Below are 16,221 nucleotides of genomic sequence, written 5' to 3'. Positions count from 1 at the left end.
AAGATAGATCCTCCTTTCAAACGTCTGCTAATGCCTTATTTAACCTCTGTTTAACTCTAGTATAGTATAGCATATCCCTCTCTATGAACAGTTGTTGCAAATAACAGAGGGTTCTTGTACACTTAGACTATATCTTAAAATTAAGATAAAAGGAGAGAATATGGCTAAAACAAATGATGATCTCTCATTAAAATTATTTGTTGTTTTATCACGTGCCCACAGTGCAGTGATAACGGAAGTAGAAAAAGACATTCGTAGCTATGGGTTGAATCCAACAGAGTTTGCTGTATTAGAATTGCTCTATCATAAAGGAGATCAGCCTTTACAAAAAATTGGTGAGAAGATCTTAATTTCAAGCGGAAGTATAACCTATGTGGTTGATAAACTTGAGAAGAAACAGCTGCTCACTAGAAAGCCATGTCCCAATGACCGTCGAATAACGTTTGCAACATTGACGGCTGAGGGAGTGAAGTGGATGGATGATCGCTTTGATGACCATAAAAAACGAATTTCGACGATTTTGTCTGGACTTGACAATGAAGAAACTGAGCAAGTCATCAATTTACTTAAAAAGCTTGGCTTGCAGGCGATGCGAGCGTAAGCTTTTAGTTTCTTGAATTAATCTGTTAGAAGATATGACAAACAAGCTGATATTGAATAGGGAGTGCGATAAGATGAACTCAGGAAAGGTCATAGACCTAGCTTCCAAAATGTTCTCTCTACTCTCCCCATTGTTAGCGGTTCACTTAGGTGAACCGCCCTTTTTTGTGGTTAGATCAATTGTTTACAGACTCACTTCTTAAGGGTTAGCTTTAATACAATAAATCAATAAACTCACCCTTTGAGAGGTTACCAAAGTAAGTGGTTAGATCGATTTCAGCTAGGGCGTCATGCAAAGCATCAGTTTCATATTTTGTTCCAACTAGCAAATGACTTAGCTCATCGACATCGCCAATACCAAAGAAGTCACCATATATTTTACATGCTTCGATTTTCCCTTTTCGTACATTTAAGCGGACATCTATCGAACCGATTGGAAAGCGCTTTGAGCGTGTTAAGTCAAACGTAGGGGACTTCCCGAAATTCCAATCCCAATTCCGATAGCGTGCCCGAGAGATATTTTCAATCTCCTTCCAATCATCCTCCGTTAATGTATATGTCGGAATTTCATTCTCTGCATCAAAAATGTATCGTAGTAAAACATTTTTGAATTCATCCATTGTTAAAGGTTCGTTTAGAAATTCTGTAATATTAGCAACACGGCTTCGAATTGATTTAATGCCTTTTGAACGTATTTTCTCATCTTTGACATTTAATGCAGAGACGACATGCTCGATCTCTGAATTTAACATTAGCGTGCCATGGCTAAACATACGCCCTTTTGTCTGAAATTGGGCGTTGCCAGATATTTTTCTCTCACCAACATGAATGTCGTTTCTTCCACTTAATTCAGCATCAACGCCTAATCTCTTTAGGGCTGTTACAACAGGCTCGGTGAATTTTTTGAAGTTATGAAAGGACTCACCGTCATCTTTTGTAATGAAGCTGAAGTTTAAATTACCAAGGTCATGATAGACTGCTCCACCGCCTGAGAGTCTTCTCACGACATGAATATTGTTCTCTTTGACATAGCCTAAGTTGATTTCTTCAATGGTGTTTTGATTCTTACCGATAATGATTGAAGGCTCGTTCACATAAAAAAGAAGATAGGAATGATCGGGGTCCAAGTGTTTTAAGGCATATTCTTCAATGGCCAAATTAATGCGTGGGTCTGTAATCCCTGTATTATCGATAAATTTCATCATAAATTGATCATCCTTTCAAATAAATTCCTCTTTCAGTATAGTGTTTGTTTCACAAAGCGTCTAATAGCTTGCTTCTTTCCTTGTTTTACCTTTCACTCATTCAACCTCAATATGCATAGGATGCAACTCCTGTTGGAAAAGATATGCATGGACCAAATAAAAGGAGATGAGATGAAATGAAAAAAGTCGTTAGTTTTGCATTGTTTGTAATCATGATGGTGACCTTCGCTAGTATGACAATGGCAGAAGGAGAGGCAATGGTACGTGTATTACACGCCTCACCAGATGCTCCTGCTGTTGACGTGTATGTAAATGATGATCTTGTGGTAGATGGAGTAGGGTATAAAGATGTGACAGATTATCTAGCCCTACCTGCTGGCACCCATACGATTGAAATTTATCCATCAGGGGATCAATCTACTGTAGTCATTACTGAACAAGTAGCTGTAAGTAGTGGGCAGTCTTATACACTTGGTGCAATTGGGCAGCTTGAATCGATTCGCTTAACAACGATGATCGATGACCAAGAAGTTACTGCAGGAAATACGAAGGTACGCGTAGCTCATTTCTCACCAGATGCACCGGCTGTGGATATAGCAACTGATGCAGGGGATATTCTGTTTCCGAATGTTGCATTTTCAGCAGTGACGGATTATGTAGAGCTACCAGCTGCGACGTATAATCTTGACATTCGTGGCGCAGGTACAGCTGATGTCGTAGAAGAATTATCAGAACTTGAATTAAAAGATGGAATGGTTTATACAGCCGTGGCTGTTGGTTTGTTAAATGGTGAACCTGAATTTGAAATGATTCTTCTAAATGATGCTATGCCAACCCCAGATGAATTACCTAAAACGGGACTAGGTGGAGCTTCTGAGATTCGCTAAGATGAAGAAATGGCTTGCCCTTTTAGTGGTATGTTCGCTCGCTTGGTGGGGTCATCCTAACGTAATCGCTGCTAAAGAAAGTTTGACCGGTTATTCTCCTCTACAACTAAAGATTCCTTCTTTATCAATTCAGGCTCCTATTGAACCGATTGGACGTGAAGAGTTAGATGCCATTCCTCCAGAAGGTGAAAAAGTATTCTGGTATAAGGATGGGGTGAATCCAGGGGCGTCAGGAAATGCAGTGATTGCTGGTCATTTTGATGACTATGAGGGGCCAGCCATTTTTTACTCCCTCGATCAATTAAAGGTAGATGATTTACTTTATATTGTGAACGAAAAACATCAAATTTTAACGTACCAAGTCGAGGATATGGAAACATTTAAACGAGATCAAGCTCCGGTGGATGACATCTTTCAGGGGAATAGTCAATCAAAGCTGAAGCTGATCACATGTTCAGGCTACTATAGTAAAAAAGAAAAAACACATACGCATCGAACCATTGTATCAGCAACATTAGTTGGGAAGACGCATCGTTACACACCATCAACCGGGTCTTGAAAATAAGGCTCGGTTTATTTCATTACTAGCCTGTTCTTTAGTTATTGGATAAGCTAGAGAGAACGTATAATAAAATGAGTAGAAGGATTTCAGAAATGGAGATGATGATATGGAAATGAGGAATGTAACAGAGGCGGATTATGTTCGTGTCATTTCGGTCATCGAAGATTGGTGGGGCGGTCGCATGATGAGTGATTTACTGCAACGCTTATTTTTTATCCATTTCCAAGAAACGAGCTTTGTTATTGAAGAAAAAGGAACGATCATCGGTTTCTTGATAGGATTTCCTTCTCAAACATTTCCAAAGGTTGGATACATCCATTTCGTCGGCATTCACCCTAAAGCGAGAAAGGAAGGGTATGCGCGTATTTTATATGAAGCATTTTTTGAAAAAGTAAGGGAGCTTGGATGCGAAAAAATCGAATGTATTACATCACCTGTTAACAAAGGCTCTGTAGCATTTCATAAGCGAATGGGTTTTAAGATAAAAGATGGAACAAATAATGTAAATGGCCTACAAATATATCAGAATTACGATGGCCCCGGAAAGGATCGCGTACTGTTTGAGAAAGAACTTTCATAATAAAACAAACCAAAGCTCTACGTAAGGGCTTTGGTTTGTTTTATTGATTGTATGATACGTGGATACAATTGAACACATAATGTAAACCAAACAATGGAGATACTAATGGCTGCAATGATGTCAGATGGGTAATGAGCTTCAAGAACCATACGACTTAAGGCAACAAGGACTATGCATAAAAAAGCGATGCTGTAGGTAATAACACGTAAGGAACGGTTTCTTATGAAGAGATAGCTCAGGTACATGATGAAGGCAAAAAGTAAAACGGTTCTCATCGTATGACCACTAGGAAAACTATAGGAAGCCATTTCAAAGGTGTGCCCAAATGCTTCAATGTATCGCATCTCACCTGGACGTTCCCGTTGAAATAATAGCTTTAAGCTAAGGTTCAATGCGAGGCCACCAAAGACAATCACTCCCAAAAGAAGGGACATCATACGTTGTTTTGTGAAAAATAATAGGCCCATTATAATAAACGTTATACCAAGTATCACCTCACCAGAACCGAGCTTGGTGAAATAGCCCATAAGACTTTGTGTTGAAGTTGAAATGGTTGTCTCTAACCAGAGTAATAATTGCTTGTCATAAGCATTTGAATCAATCACTAATACCGTAGATATAAATACAGTAATCATTAAAGCATGTAACGAATAGAGAAGATATTGTTTCATAATTGCCTCCGAAATTGTTTAAAATCATAAAGGAAATCGTAACAGAATTTTAAAAATTTGGCTAGTCCTTAATGGAGTATAGTATACTAGATACTATTAATAGGCATATGCTACACTAAACAAAAACAGTTGAAAACGTTCATACAAATCACAAGGAGGTCCCTTATGTCATGGAAACATCGAGAATGAATGTGAGTGGATTAGAGTTTGGCTGGGATGTCGAGAAAGGTCAATTTCTTTTTGAGGGAGAGGATGCTGTCCTATTTTGGATTTCTTCTGCTATGAAAACCTTCTTTGATACAATTGAAGAAGTGTCTGGAAAAGAAGCGACGAGTGTGGTGCTGCAGACCACAGGATACAGACAAGGTACCGTTGTAGGTGAATACTTCGAAAAACTAAATGCTAGTGAACGTAATTTTGCTGAGACTCTGACTAAGACATATGCATCTGCTGGTTGGGGAAAGGCTATCTTAAAGGAATTTGATGTAGAGGAAAAGCGAGTCGTCATTTATCTAAAAGATGATTGGGAATATAAAATAAATGTTGCCCAAGGGAAAGAAAAGGGTGGCAACTTCTTACCAGCTCATTATGCAGGAATTTTCACAGGCATTTTTGGGACAAACATTTGGTACAATAAGCTTCAGAGCCAGTTGGAAGGTCATGAGTATACAATTGTTGAATACTATCCGTCAAACGTAACGGTAACTGAAAATATTCATGAGCTTATTCGCAATCGAGAAGAGCAAGAAATTATGCAGCTTGAAGCATTAGTAGAGGACAAAACAAAAGAGTTAAAAGCACTGATTAAAACCTTATCATCCCCAATGATTCCAGTACTTGAAGAAGTAGTGGTGGTACCATTACTTGGGAAGTATGATGAAGAAAGAACGGATGAGCTGATCGAAAAAACGTTACATAGCTTGCCTAAGCACAAGGCTAAATATCTTATTTTAGACTTTACTGGATTAGATGCAGAAGTAGCCCCGGTGTCTGCAGATTTGATAGAAAAATTAGTGTCAGCGACATCCTTAATTGGAACAAAGACCATCCTTGTTGGGATTAAGGCTGAACTAAGCATGTCGATTACAAAATCGGGTATTAATTTGAGTAAATATGATTGTTTCCAAACGCTTGAGCATGGTATTTATTATGCATTGGCAGAAAAAGGACGTAAAATCACTTCAATGTAAACAAGCATCAGTCTCCTCTGTGGGACTGATGTTTTTTGTGTTTACCAAAATGACTATAGGCAAAGCGAGAATTTGTTGGTAAAACAAGGGATATTGCTTATATTTGCCGAATAGATAAAGACAACTAAGCTGAATTGGAGGTTTGGTCGATGGCAAAAGTGGTTTCTTTTGAGATGAGCAGTCAGGAACCTGGACGGTCCGCTGCATTTTGAATGCCCTACTTGTTAGTGAGAAGAGGGAAGTCGAGGAATATTATTTCGCTTATTTAGTTGCTCCGGTTGGTATCAGATTGGGGCTAGTCGAACAAAAATAACATTTAATTGGAGGGGTAAGATGAATAGCATTCACACAATAAAAGAAACGATTTTACGCTTAGAAGAAAAGCTACTACAACGAGAAACGAGAACTTCCCCAGAAAAGCTTAAAGAACTGTTAGCTGAGGAGTTTTTAGAATTTGGTAGCTCAGGACATGTTTGGGTGAGGGACGATTGTTTAGGAGACGGAGGAGTCGGGGTTGTGAAGATGACCATTCATGATTTTGAGGTGCGCGAATTAGCACCGGATGTAGTCCTAGCCACTTTTCGTGTCTTTGATGAGCACCGCGTTATTTACACTTTAAGAAGTTCTATTTGGAAAAAAGTTGAGGGGAACTGGAAAATGACCTTTCATCAAGGTACATTAACGAAATCTTAGAACGGTGGTTATCAAAGTGCATGTTTCAAATAAGAAGAAAACAGTTGTGATCGTCGGGATTTGGCTCGCATCATTAGGGGTTGCCCTACACCCGATAATGGATGTTGGATTTCCAGAGTCTGCTACCATGTTTTCGATCCCCATCCTTATAGTAGGAACAGCATTGTTGATTGGGTCTCATTTTGTAAGTGAGAAAGAGAAGAAGTAGAGCGCTACCCTAAATACGTTGGGGTAGTGCTCTACTTTTTGTTAAGATGATTGTTTTATTAAAGATGAAGGTGCCTTATGATGAGCATTTTTTTCAGTAAGGAAAGCCACGGCTCCAATACAGAATAGGAAGATACCAGAGGCTCTTAGTACGGGATAGATTGAAAGGATCTCAACAAAGAACGCACCAACCAATGGAGCAATCAGAATGCTTAGGCTAATAATGGAGTTATAAAGACTTGAAACACGAGCAATCGTTTCCCCATTTGTCTCTGTTTGAATGACGTATTGAGCAACGATCATTTGCAACCCCACTCCAAAGCCCAATATGATCGCCATTAATAATGGTCCTGATAAATGAAACTCAGTCGTTAAAAATCCAGCACTCAATAAAACAATTCCTAAACAAAGAAAGCTAATGATTAATAAATAGGTGGGGTAAGGCAATTGTTTGTACCTTGATAAAAAGACAATGATAAGTACTGAACCAATGCCTACAAATGACATGATCCACCCAATGATTTCAGGTCGGTCTGGTGCGAGCATTCGAAATAAAATAGGAAATTGAACATCAACCATTTGTACAGCGAAAAAACCTAGGAAGGAATAAAAGAAACAAAACTGAAGCGTTCTCGTCTTTAAAATGATCCACCACCCTTCGCGCCAATCACCCCAAAAACTATTTTTCTTTTTAGTCCTACTAGAAGAGGTCGTTTTTCCTTCCTGTAGGACGCTTAATAGTAACAAGCATGAAAGGATTAAAGTGACGCCATTTATAAAAATACATAAAAGGGGAGAATACAAGGCAGCAAGAGTGCCCCCTACAACAGGACCTATTATTCTAGAAAATTGAGCAGATAATCCATTTAAGCTAACTGCCCTCATCACGAGTGATTCAGGTACAATTTGCTTAATAATCGCTTGTTCGGCTGGGAAATGAACGGTCGCAATTGTAGAGCGGAGGGTGAGAATGACTAAAAAGAACCAAGCATTCGAGATGAATAACAATGAGAAGGTGAGAAGAGCTGTAGTCATATCAGCAAGCAGCATGATTTTAATTTTATTTTTATTTTCAATAAACACACCTGTAAATTGACTGATTAGCGCTTGCGGTAGAGCGATGGCTACAGCAATGAGTGCAAGCATAAGAGGACGTTCCTGCCATACATAAGCAAACAATAAAAAGATGGCAACGCGGTCAAAATAGATTCCGAGCATAGAGAGACTGTATGAAGTAAACACCCTCATAAATACTTTGTTTGAGAGTAGTGAGTGGGCAGTCATAGTGACATACCTCCTTATCTTTGATGCTTCTTATGATAAAGGAGTTATGTCAGAGGAATATCAGAGGCAAGTATGAAAAAGAGATTTTAATTGCTCGCGAAGTACTTCTACTTTGTAAGGTTTGACGAACTCTTCATAATAAGTGTCTCTTTGCTTTAAAAGGTGTTTGTCCTTGCATTCCTTCTCTAAGTAAAAGGTAAGGATGGCAATGGATAAGCCAATATGGGAGTTGAAGTGGGATTGCTTTAGCGTATCCATTCCTTCTTGAATGTGGTTGAGTCCATTTGTTTTCTTTCCGTCGATTATCTCCATGATTCCTTTAAGTACAGTGAAAATCCCTTGCTCTCTCTGATAAGGGCGTTTTTGAAAAAATTCCTCAAGACATTCCTTTTCCGCTAACGTTTGTTGTTTATTCTCATTGCAAATTCCGTACATCATCTTTGTCAGTCTGAAAAATGGATAGAGGCCGTGATCAGGTGACGTTACTTTCGTTTCAGTATAGGCGATGGTCTCAGACGTTTCTTTGAAATTCCGACTCAGCAAATTAAAAAGAATGGTGCTAAGTGTTTCGACTTCAAGGAGCTGTTCTGAAGGGAATACTTTCTTTTTCCGGGCTTGATTAAAATAATTAACCGTATGCGGAGCGCCCTCAATCAAGAGGTGAATCCACAGTAAAAATAAAGCTTTTTCATGAAAAGAAATGGAAGAATCATTTATGATGGCATGATACTCTCCCGACATAAACGCAAGTGGAATCCGTAAATTTTGAGGTGGTTCGATCCCAAATGCGGGATTATCTAACAATGATTTGATAGCTAGACCATTCCCGTATAAATGGTAGGTGTGCAAGAGTTCTGTGCTAGAAGCAAGAAATGTTGGATCTGTGATGATTGGTTTCACTTCTGAACGTGAAAGGACGGTCAGTTGGTACCCAAGGCCCCTAATGGTTTCAATTTTCACCATATTACTCAGAGGCTGAAGCTTCTTTCTTAGGCGGTAAATATGATCATCTACTGTGCGATCAGTTGGGTAGACATCACTCCACACAACCTCAAGAAGAGCATCTCTGCTAAAGACATGATTGGGGTGCTGGTATAAATACTGAAATAATTCAAATTCCTTACGCAAAAGCTGAATGCTTTGATCAAAATAACGAATGGTATAGTTAGAAAGTTGAAAGGAAAGGGTGTCCATTTGCTCACCTCAAAAAGTATATTCTCTTTCATAGTATAAAATGTGTGAGAGGAAAAATATAGAAAATAATGATTGGTCCATTCATTTACATATCAAATTTTAGTCGCATAGGCACTCATGGAATTTGTCATTTTTCACTTTCATACTTGCGAAAAGGGCGCACATCAACGAAAATATAAGGAATAGGTAGCATATAATAGAATGAACGTAAATGTGTAGGAGAAGAAAGAAGGTACGTTAGCATGATCGACATCCATTCCAAAGAAAGTGAAATGCTTCAATTACTTGAGAAGCTGGTCAATATTGATAGTGGTTCAACAAATAAAGCTGGAGTAGATAAAATTGGTGAGATTGTAGCAGCAGAGTTTAAGTCGCTAGGCTATGATGTACGTGTGATTGGAAATAATGAGGTTGGCAACCATTTGGTTATCAATCACCCAGAGGCCGAGCACACAGATATTTTAATTGTTGCCCATATGGATACGGTTTTTGAAGATGGAACCGCAAGCGCAAGGCCGTTTCGAATTGATGAAGAGAAAGGCCGTGCCTATGGTCCTGGCGTCATAGATATGAAAGCCAGTCTTGTTTCTGTTCTCTATGCGCTTCGTGCGTTGAAAAATGAGAATAATGAGGCGTATAAAAATGTTCGGATTGTATTAAATAGTGATGAAGAAATCGGTTCGAGAACGTCTCGCTCTTTAATCGAACAAGAAACAAAAGGGATTGCTTATGCGCTCATAATGGAACCTGCTAGAAAAGATGGTTCGCTTGTAACGGAACGACGGGGCAGCGGACGATACAAAATAGAAGTACAAGGCCTCGCTGCTCATTCAGGGATTGAACCGGAAAAAGGTAGAAGTGCGATTGAAGAACTCGCTCATAAAATTGTGAAACTTCATGAATTAAATGATCATGAACATGGGATTTCAGTAAATGTCGGCATGATTGAAGGGGGAAATGCAGTGAATACCATCTCTTCCTCAGCTATAGGACATGTTGATGTACGTGTGGCAACACCAGAGCAAGCAAGTGAGATGGAGCATAAGATTGAAGAAGTATGTGCTTCAACCGATGTACGAGGAACCACGATCGCCTTAACGGGTGATATTAGTCGCCCGCCGATGCTTAAAAATGAAAAGATAGCCAAGTTGTTTCAAATCGTACAAGATGTCGGTCGAGAGCTCGGCATAGAAATAAAAGATACTAAGACGGGCGGCGGGTCAGATGCTTCATTTACGGCTGCGATGGGAATCCCAACCATTGACGGGCTTGGGCCGATCGGTGGGAATGCGCATAGTGAAGATGAGTATTTGGAGATAGCATCCTTAACAGAACGAACAAGATTGCTGGCCAAAATTATTCAAAGACTACATGTGGATAAATAGAATGATCAACTCAAAAAAGAACTTGCCAATTGCTGGTAGGTTCTTTCTTCATGTTTAGAGATCATAAAACAGGGTATTTTTCTATTAACAAACATTAATTTAACTATAACAGGAGGTTCTATCAATGGCACAGTCAAAAGTAACTCATACACCATATGCACAAGCACCCTCAGCTAAAAATGAAAAAGGTGGAAGTTTAGTGAAGGGGATCGTAATCGGAGCAGCAGTCGGAGCAGCTGTCGCAATGTTAGACCCTAAAACAAGAAACCGTGTCACAACAGCAACGAGTGATATGAAAGACCAAACGATGGATATGTATACAAAAGTAAAAGAAAACCCTGAAGAAGTGAAAACAGACGTTCAAGCAAGAATTCAATCTGCTTCTGCTGTCTTAAAAGAAGCGATTACAGAGGCAAAGGATTTATATGAACGTGTAAATGGTGACATTAAAGAACAAATCAATGACGTTAAGGAAGACTCAATGGATATTGTAAACCAAGCACAAGAATTAAAAGATGATGTGAAAGATATCGGCGGGAAAGTGGCTCAAGTAAAAGACGAGATCAACCCAGATTCCACACAGTCAACTAACACAAGCAATATTCCGGGGGAAGTTGGAAAAGATAAGTTTTAATGAAGGAAAAGCGAAGCTGAGTGCTTCGCTTTTTTTTTGATTAATTGATCAGTTAGTTACTTAAAATGTTTAAACGTTCGCACAGTGGGTTATATAGATATAGGGGTATTAATCACCTAACAATAAGGAGGCTTTCAAATGTTCCATGTAACAGTAAAATCACCTGATTCAATTGACGTAGCAGTTGAAAAATTAGTAACAAACTTAAAAGAGCAAGAATTTGGTGTGCTATGGGATTTTGATTTACGTTCCAAGTTAGAAGAAAAAGGACAAACGTTCGATGAGGACTTTCGTGTACTTGAGGTTTGTAACCCGAAAGTGGCGAAGGATGTTCTTTCAAGGGATTTACTTGCTGGATATTTCCTGCCATGTAAAATGGTTGTCTACGTAGACAAGGGTGTGACGAAGATTGGAATGCCTAAACCAACTCATTTAATCTCAGCACTAGAAGATAAGGAATTAACAAGTCATGCAAAGGACGTTGAAGAGCGTTTAACGATTGCAATGAATCAAACAGTAAGTGGATAAATATAGAATAATGAGCGACAAGATTCATTCCTTGTCGCTCTTTTCCATGTTAATCGCTATTGAGCCATTTTCGAACATCAACTTGTAGAAGCTCTTCTAAGTCATCAATCAGTATAACGAAATGCTCGAGATTTTCTAAATGCTGATCGCTTCCGTATCGTTGTGTTAAGAATGTACGCACAGAGGGGATATGGACCGAGAAAGTTGTCTCATGATTAGCTACACGTATTAGCTCTCCAAGGGTTATGGTTAATCCTTTAAACTCATCGTGAAAATCTTCCACATGAAACCGTTCAAAAGGAATGTCTAGTTGATAGGAAGGTTTCAGCTTATCAGTAGTGGCTGGCACAATGAGCAGCTTAGGGTAAAGGTGGCCATCGATTTCATCGTAATACACCCGCATGTTTTACACCTCTTTTTGTTCATTATTTCATTGTGAAAGGGGTAGTGAAATCATAAAAGTGTGATTGTTGTTGTGCGAGTGAACACCAATTTCTCCGTTATGCTGCGTCACAATTATTTCTTTTACAATCGCTAAACCTAAGCCAGTGCCACCTGTTTTTTGATTACGAGCCGAATCTGCTCGGTAAAAGCGTTCAAATAAGGATGCTTGAGCTTCATTCGAAAGGGGTGCGCCTGGATTAGTGATGGAAATGTGATACATGTTTTCCCTCACTCCCCCTGTTATTCGAATATTAGAGGATCCCTCATAGTATTGAATCGCATTTTGGATGAGATTAGTGATTGCTTGTTGGATCCCCTCATTGTTCAACCAAATCTTTTCACTGGAAAGTTCAATATCTAGCGGAATGTCTTTATTTTTTAATGTTAATTCAAATAAAGAAAGACTTTTTTCTATCACGGGTTTAATATCTACATGATCTTTTGCAAGCATCATATGGGTGGAAATCTCATTCCATTTGCTCATTTCTTGAAGCTGATTAATCATATGAATCAGTCGTTCAGATTCTTTATGAAGTGAGTAGAAAAGCTTCTCGTCCCCTTTAATAACCCCATCTTTCATCGCTTCAAGGTATCCGTTAATATTTGAAAGAGGGGTACGTAAATCGTGGGCCATATTTGTTAGCATTTGATTTCTTGCGTCCTCATTATGCTTCAGCCTTTCTGTTAAATCATTAAATGTTGTGGTTAATTGATTGATCTCATCGTAAGAATGTGTGCTGATTTTTGGTGGGAAATGTCCTTCTTTTAGCGCTGCTGTAAACTTCACAAGTTCCCTAAGTGGTCTGAACATTCTTTTTGTAATTACGTAATGAAGGACGCCTCCAATAACAATGGATAAGGGTAGCAGGACCCATAAAAAGAGAGCAAGTTGTTCATTGAAAATAAGCTGTTTATCTACTTGAACGGTTGGCAACCTTGCTACAAGAAAACAAGCGGTTGAATAAATAAGGTAGCTACTTATCAGAAGAAAGACTGTTAAGATCCCAGCATTCAACAATGTGATCGGAATAATGATGCTTGGGGCCTTACCCTGTTTACGTTGTAGCTTACTGAACAAATTGATACCCCATTCCACGTATAGTCACGATTCGCTTTGGTCTCTTCGGTTCATCTTCAATTTTTTCTCGTAGCTTTTTAATATGGGCATCAATCGTTCGATCTAGAATATCCGTTTCATCATGCGGATGAATTTGCTTCACTAATTGCTCTCTAGACAACACAACATTTGGGTTTTCCATAAAGTGATAAAGTAAATTAAACTCATATTTCGTTAAAGAGATCATCTCACCGTTTAGTGATACTTCTCCTTTTCTTGGTTTAATGACTAATCCTTGGTGACTAATCTTTTGACAGAATTGCCCGCCTCTGCGTAATACAGCTTCTATTCTCGCTACTAATTCATTTGGGCTAAACGGCTTCGTAACATAATCGTCCGCGCCCATTCGAAGACCCGTTATCTTTTGGTCACTACTCGTTTTAGCGCTCACCATAATGATCGAAACTTCATTCCGCTCTTGGTCCCGAATCCATGTGCAAACCTCTTCACCACTGATTTTTGGAAGCATTAAATCAAGAATCACAAGACAGGGAGAATGTTTAGTGAATTGTTGTTTTGCTTCCTCACCATCGGTTGCGATCACGACCTCATATCCTTCTTTTTCTAAATAGATTTTAATTAGATCTCGAATCATATCATCGTCTTCTACGACTAATACAAGTTGTTTCATTGGTTATCACCTTCAATTAAGAGTTAACTCTTATTCTAATCCATTTCCTCAATCCGTTGAACCATCATTTCTTTGGTTAATGCACCAAGAGCCACACTATGTACTCGTCCATTTGAATCAATAAAGTAGGACGTAGGGATTGGTTGGATCTGATACAACTCAGCTATTGATACATCGTGATCCAATAAAATAGGGAAAGTCAAGTCAAAATCATTTCGAAAACGATTGACTTGTTCGACATCAGGCTCTGTTTCAGTTAAATTTATCGCCAAGATCTCAATATCCTCTTCCTCATAGAGTTCTTGCATGTGAGGCATCTCAGCTCTGCAAGGAGGGCACCATGTCGCCCAAAAGTTAATGAATACTTTTTGCCCATGAAAATCAGACAATGACATCTCGCCGCCATCGAGGTTGTCTAGCGTGAAATCAGGTGCAATATTTCCTTCTTTTAACCCAACTTCAGCGTCTGTACTTTCCGGGGCAGATTTAGTTGTTTGCTTAGACTGCCATTCACTATTGTCGTAGAGTACCCATCCAATCATTCCAAACAATATTATAAAAACAAACCACTTCTTCATCTTTTTACACCCTTTCTTTTAACCAAGATTCTCAAGCCATGTTCCTTCGATCATTCGTAAAATAAAAATCGAAATATCGGTCATCTTCCCAGTGAAGAGTAATACGCCCATTAAAATCATTAGTGAACCACCAATCTTCATAATTGGCTGACTGTATTTCACTATAAAACGTGTAGAACCAATGAAGAACGTCAACACAAAAAATGGCAAAGTGAAACCAAGTATGTAGAAAACGGTGTAGAGAAGACCTTCTGATGGGTTGCTTGCAGCAAGCATTAAAATTGATGCAAATATTGGTCCAATACATGGAGTCCAACCAGCAGCGAATCCCATACCGGCAAAAGTTGTTCCTAGAAATCCTGCAGGTTTTTTACCGATAGTAAGCCGGCGATCTTTCATCAGCCAATTAAAGTTAATGATACCGGCAACAAATAATCCCATCACAACAATAAAAATGCCGGCTAACTGCTGAACGAGATTACCATTTCTTCCGATAATTAAATCTTCAAGCCATTGACCAAAAAATGTTGCACTAAAACCAAGTGCAAAGAAAATGGATGATACACCTACTAAGAAGAAGAAGCTATGAAGCATTAATCGTCTTCGTACCTTTTGGCTTTTGTTTGTCTGCAGTTCTTTTACACTCATTCCAGTAATATAGGATAGATACACCGGGAAGAGTGGTAGCGTACACGGTGAGATAAAAGAAATAAAGCCAGCAAGAAAAGCGGCCCACACCGTAATTTGCACTAAATCCATATCAACATGTCACCTCTGTTCATTCATTTGAAAACAATCTCTACATCAGAGACCCAGTAATCACTCTAGCAACCTTTTATGAAAATATGATGAAAATACCTAGAATGATTTCACTTTTTGAGGAATCTTCACAAGGGATTGTCACAGATGGTGCATTAAATTGCGCTAAAGCCACGATTAAGCTGAAAATTACATAATTCAATACTGTGTGTACAGACACGGCCAAGCCCAATTCGACATATGAATAAAGAAACGAGATATCTGGGGGTGAGGTCGTGTCTGGAATGCTAGCGGCACTTTCTTATTTTGTTAAAGAAGTGATTGTGTTTGTTTCCTATGTAAAGAACAATGCGTTTCCGCAGCCATTAAAAAAAGATGAGGAACGGAAATACTTAAAGCTGATGCAAGAAGGGGACGCAGAAGCACGAAACCTGCTTATTGAACATAACTTAAGACTTGTAGCCCATATTGTTAAGAAGTTTGAAAACACGAGAGAGGACACAGAAGATTTGATTTCGATTGGAACGATTGGTCTAATTAAAGCAATTGAGAGCTATTCTGATGGGAAAGGGACGAAGCTTGCAACCTATGCAGCCAGGTGTATTGAAAATGAAATTCTCATGCACCTACGCGCACTAAAGAAAGTCAAAAAAGACGTCTCTCTGCATGACCCTATTGGAACGGATAAGGAAGGCAATGAAATCTCTCTTATTGATGTTTTACAAGAAGACGCCGATGATATTGTCGATGTGATCCAAACGAAAATGGAGAAATTGCAAATTTACGAATATATTCATGTACTCGATGATCGTGAAAAAGAAGTGATCGTTGGCCGCTTCGGACTTGACATGGAAGAAGAACGGACGCAACGTGAGATCGCTAAGGAACTTGGAATATCCCGGAGTTATGTTTCTAGGATTGAAAAGCGGGCATTGATGAAGTTGTTTCATGAATTTTATAAGCATAGTCAAGGAAAGGTTTAGGGAGAACAGCTGGCGTGTGCCGGCTGTTTTTGCTATTTTCGAGACTTGTTACGGATGGTTTCCAAATAAAAACCAGGGTAACCCTTAAT

Annotated in this window: 20 protein-coding genes; 11 read left to right on the top strand and 9 right to left on the bottom strand. The window is 39.0% G+C overall.

Features of this window, described 5'->3' with window-relative positions; translation table 11 throughout:
* Positions 1–160: 160 nt before the first annotated feature.
* Positions 161–601: a MarR family winged helix-turn-helix transcriptional regulator gene (locus AB3N04_RS04560; RefSeq protein WP_368504927.1), complete on the top strand. Its 441-nt coding sequence runs from the start codon at positions 161–163 to the stop codon at positions 599–601.
* A 211-nt stretch (positions 602–812) separates the two neighbouring features.
* Here AB3N04_RS04560 and AB3N04_RS04555 read toward each other — a convergent pair whose 3' ends face one another.
* The gene (locus AB3N04_RS04555; protein ID WP_368505989.1) at positions 813–1,802 is read right to left on the bottom strand and encodes a lipoate--protein ligase; all 990 of its coding nucleotides are present in this window, start codon (positions 1,800–1,802) and stop codon (positions 813–815) included.
* A gap of 179 nt (positions 1,803–1,981) precedes the next feature.
* Between AB3N04_RS04555 and AB3N04_RS04550 the strand changes: the two genes are divergently transcribed.
* The 3 genes from AB3N04_RS04550 to AB3N04_RS04540 all read left to right on the top strand — a co-directional run bounded on the left by AB3N04_RS04550 (position 1,982) and on the right by AB3N04_RS04540 (position 3,834).
* Entirely contained in the window at positions 1,982–2,692 is a 711-nt protein-coding gene (locus AB3N04_RS04550) for a DUF4397 domain-containing protein (RefSeq protein WP_368504926.1), read from the top strand.
* 1 nt (position 2,693) lies between these two features.
* Complete coding sequence (locus AB3N04_RS04545) at positions 2,694–3,251, top strand: class F sortase (protein WP_368504925.1); 558 nt, start codon at positions 2,694–2,696, stop codon at positions 3,249–3,251.
* A 109-nt stretch (positions 3,252–3,360) separates the two neighbouring features.
* Positions 3,361–3,834 (top strand): N-acetyltransferase family protein, encoded by a 474-nt coding sequence (locus AB3N04_RS04540; protein WP_368504924.1) that lies wholly within the window; start codon positions 3,361–3,363, stop codon positions 3,832–3,834.
* Between the two features lie 17 nt (positions 3,835–3,851).
* Here AB3N04_RS04540 and AB3N04_RS04535 read toward each other — a convergent pair whose 3' ends face one another.
* A complete protein-coding gene (locus tag AB3N04_RS04535) occupies positions 3,852–4,505 on the bottom strand; it encodes a phosphatase PAP2 family protein (protein WP_368504923.1) in 654 nt (217 codons plus the stop codon).
* A 170-nt stretch (positions 4,506–4,675) separates the two neighbouring features.
* On the opposite strand from AB3N04_RS04535, the gene AB3N04_RS04530 reads away from it, so the two are divergent.
* From AB3N04_RS04530 to AB3N04_RS04520, 3 genes are all read left to right on the top strand, one after another.
* Positions 4,676–5,695 carry an STAS domain-containing protein gene (locus AB3N04_RS04530; protein WP_368504922.1) on the top strand — a complete coding sequence of 340 codons (1,020 nt, stop codon included), beginning with the start codon at positions 4,676–4,678 and terminating at the stop codon, positions 5,693–5,695.
* 333 nt (positions 5,696–6,028) lie between these two features.
* Positions 6,029–6,388 carry a DUF4440 domain-containing protein gene (locus AB3N04_RS04525; protein ID WP_368504921.1) on the top strand — a complete coding sequence of 120 codons (360 nt, stop codon included), beginning with the start codon at positions 6,029–6,031 and terminating at the stop codon, positions 6,386–6,388.
* A 16-nt stretch (positions 6,389–6,404) separates the two neighbouring features.
* Positions 6,405–6,596, top strand: a complete 192-nt coding sequence (locus AB3N04_RS04520) for a hypothetical protein (RefSeq protein ID WP_368504920.1) — start codon at positions 6,405–6,407, stop codon at positions 6,594–6,596.
* Between the two features lie 41 nt (positions 6,597–6,637).
* Here the strand turns inward: AB3N04_RS04520 and AB3N04_RS04515 are convergent, their stop codons facing one another.
* Positions 6,638–7,879 (bottom strand): MFS transporter, encoded by a 1,242-nt coding sequence (locus AB3N04_RS04515; RefSeq protein ID WP_368504919.1) that lies wholly within the window; start codon positions 7,877–7,879, stop codon positions 6,638–6,640.
* 60 nt (positions 7,880–7,939) lie between these two features.
* Positions 7,940–9,073, bottom strand: a complete 1,134-nt coding sequence (locus tag AB3N04_RS04510) for a winged helix-turn-helix domain-containing protein (protein WP_368504918.1) — start codon at positions 9,071–9,073, stop codon at positions 7,940–7,942.
* A 242-nt stretch (positions 9,074–9,315) separates the two neighbouring features.
* Here AB3N04_RS04510 and AB3N04_RS04505 point away from each other — a divergent pair, with 242 nt between their 5' ends.
* From AB3N04_RS04505 to AB3N04_RS04495, 3 genes are all read left to right on the top strand, one after another.
* Positions 9,316–10,458, top strand: coding sequence for a M20 family metallopeptidase (locus AB3N04_RS04505; RefSeq protein ID WP_368504917.1), 1,143 nt, complete (start codon positions 9,316–9,318; stop codon positions 10,456–10,458).
* A gap of 124 nt (positions 10,459–10,582) precedes the next feature.
* Positions 10,583–11,092 (top strand): YtxH domain-containing protein, encoded by a 510-nt coding sequence (locus AB3N04_RS04500; protein ID WP_368504916.1) that lies wholly within the window; start codon positions 10,583–10,585, stop codon positions 11,090–11,092.
* A 138-nt stretch (positions 11,093–11,230) separates the two neighbouring features.
* Positions 11,231–11,620: a DUF302 domain-containing protein gene (locus AB3N04_RS04495; RefSeq protein ID WP_368504915.1), complete on the top strand. Its 390-nt coding sequence runs from the start codon at positions 11,231–11,233 to the stop codon at positions 11,618–11,620.
* Positions 11,621–11,669: 49 nt separating this feature from the next.
* Here the strand turns inward: AB3N04_RS04495 and AB3N04_RS04490 are convergent, their stop codons facing one another.
* The 5 genes from AB3N04_RS04490 to AB3N04_RS04470 are packed head-to-tail and all read right to left on the bottom strand — an operon-like array spanning position 11,670 to position 15,149.
* Positions 11,670–12,023, bottom strand: coding sequence for a hypothetical protein (locus AB3N04_RS04490; protein WP_368504914.1), 354 nt, complete (start codon positions 12,021–12,023; stop codon positions 11,670–11,672).
* 27 nt (positions 12,024–12,050) lie between these two features.
* Complete coding sequence (locus AB3N04_RS04485) at positions 12,051–13,142, bottom strand: sensor histidine kinase (RefSeq protein WP_368504913.1); 1,092 nt, start codon at positions 13,140–13,142, stop codon at positions 12,051–12,053.
* Entirely contained in the window at positions 13,132–13,812 is a 681-nt protein-coding gene (locus tag AB3N04_RS04480; protein WP_368504912.1) for a response regulator transcription factor, read from the bottom strand. The genes AB3N04_RS04485 and AB3N04_RS04480 overlap by 11 nt, the downstream gene beginning before the upstream one ends.
* A gap of 35 nt (positions 13,813–13,847) precedes the next feature.
* Positions 13,848–14,390, bottom strand: a complete 543-nt coding sequence (locus tag AB3N04_RS04475; RefSeq protein ID WP_368504911.1) for a redoxin domain-containing protein — start codon at positions 14,388–14,390, stop codon at positions 13,848–13,850.
* A gap of 18 nt (positions 14,391–14,408) precedes the next feature.
* Positions 14,409–15,149, bottom strand: coding sequence for a cytochrome c biogenesis CcdA family protein (locus tag AB3N04_RS04470; RefSeq protein ID WP_368504910.1), 741 nt, complete (start codon positions 15,147–15,149; stop codon positions 14,409–14,411).
* Positions 15,150–15,424: 275 nt separating this feature from the next.
* Here AB3N04_RS04470 and sigK point away from each other — a divergent pair, with 275 nt between their 5' ends.
* The gene (gene sigK, locus AB3N04_RS04465; protein ID WP_368504909.1) at positions 15,425–16,132 is read left to right on the top strand and encodes an RNA polymerase sporulation sigma factor SigK; all 708 of its coding nucleotides are present in this window, start codon (positions 15,425–15,427) and stop codon (positions 16,130–16,132) included.
* Positions 16,133–16,221: the final 89 nt, after the last annotated feature.

It is taken from the genome of Alkalihalophilus sp. As8PL (assembly GCF_040939795.1).
GTDB classification, from domain to species: domain Bacteria; phylum Bacillota; class Bacilli; order Bacillales; family Bacillaceae_D; genus Alkalihalophilus; species Alkalihalophilus lindianensis.
This window is presented reverse-complemented; position numbering and strand designations above follow the sequence as displayed.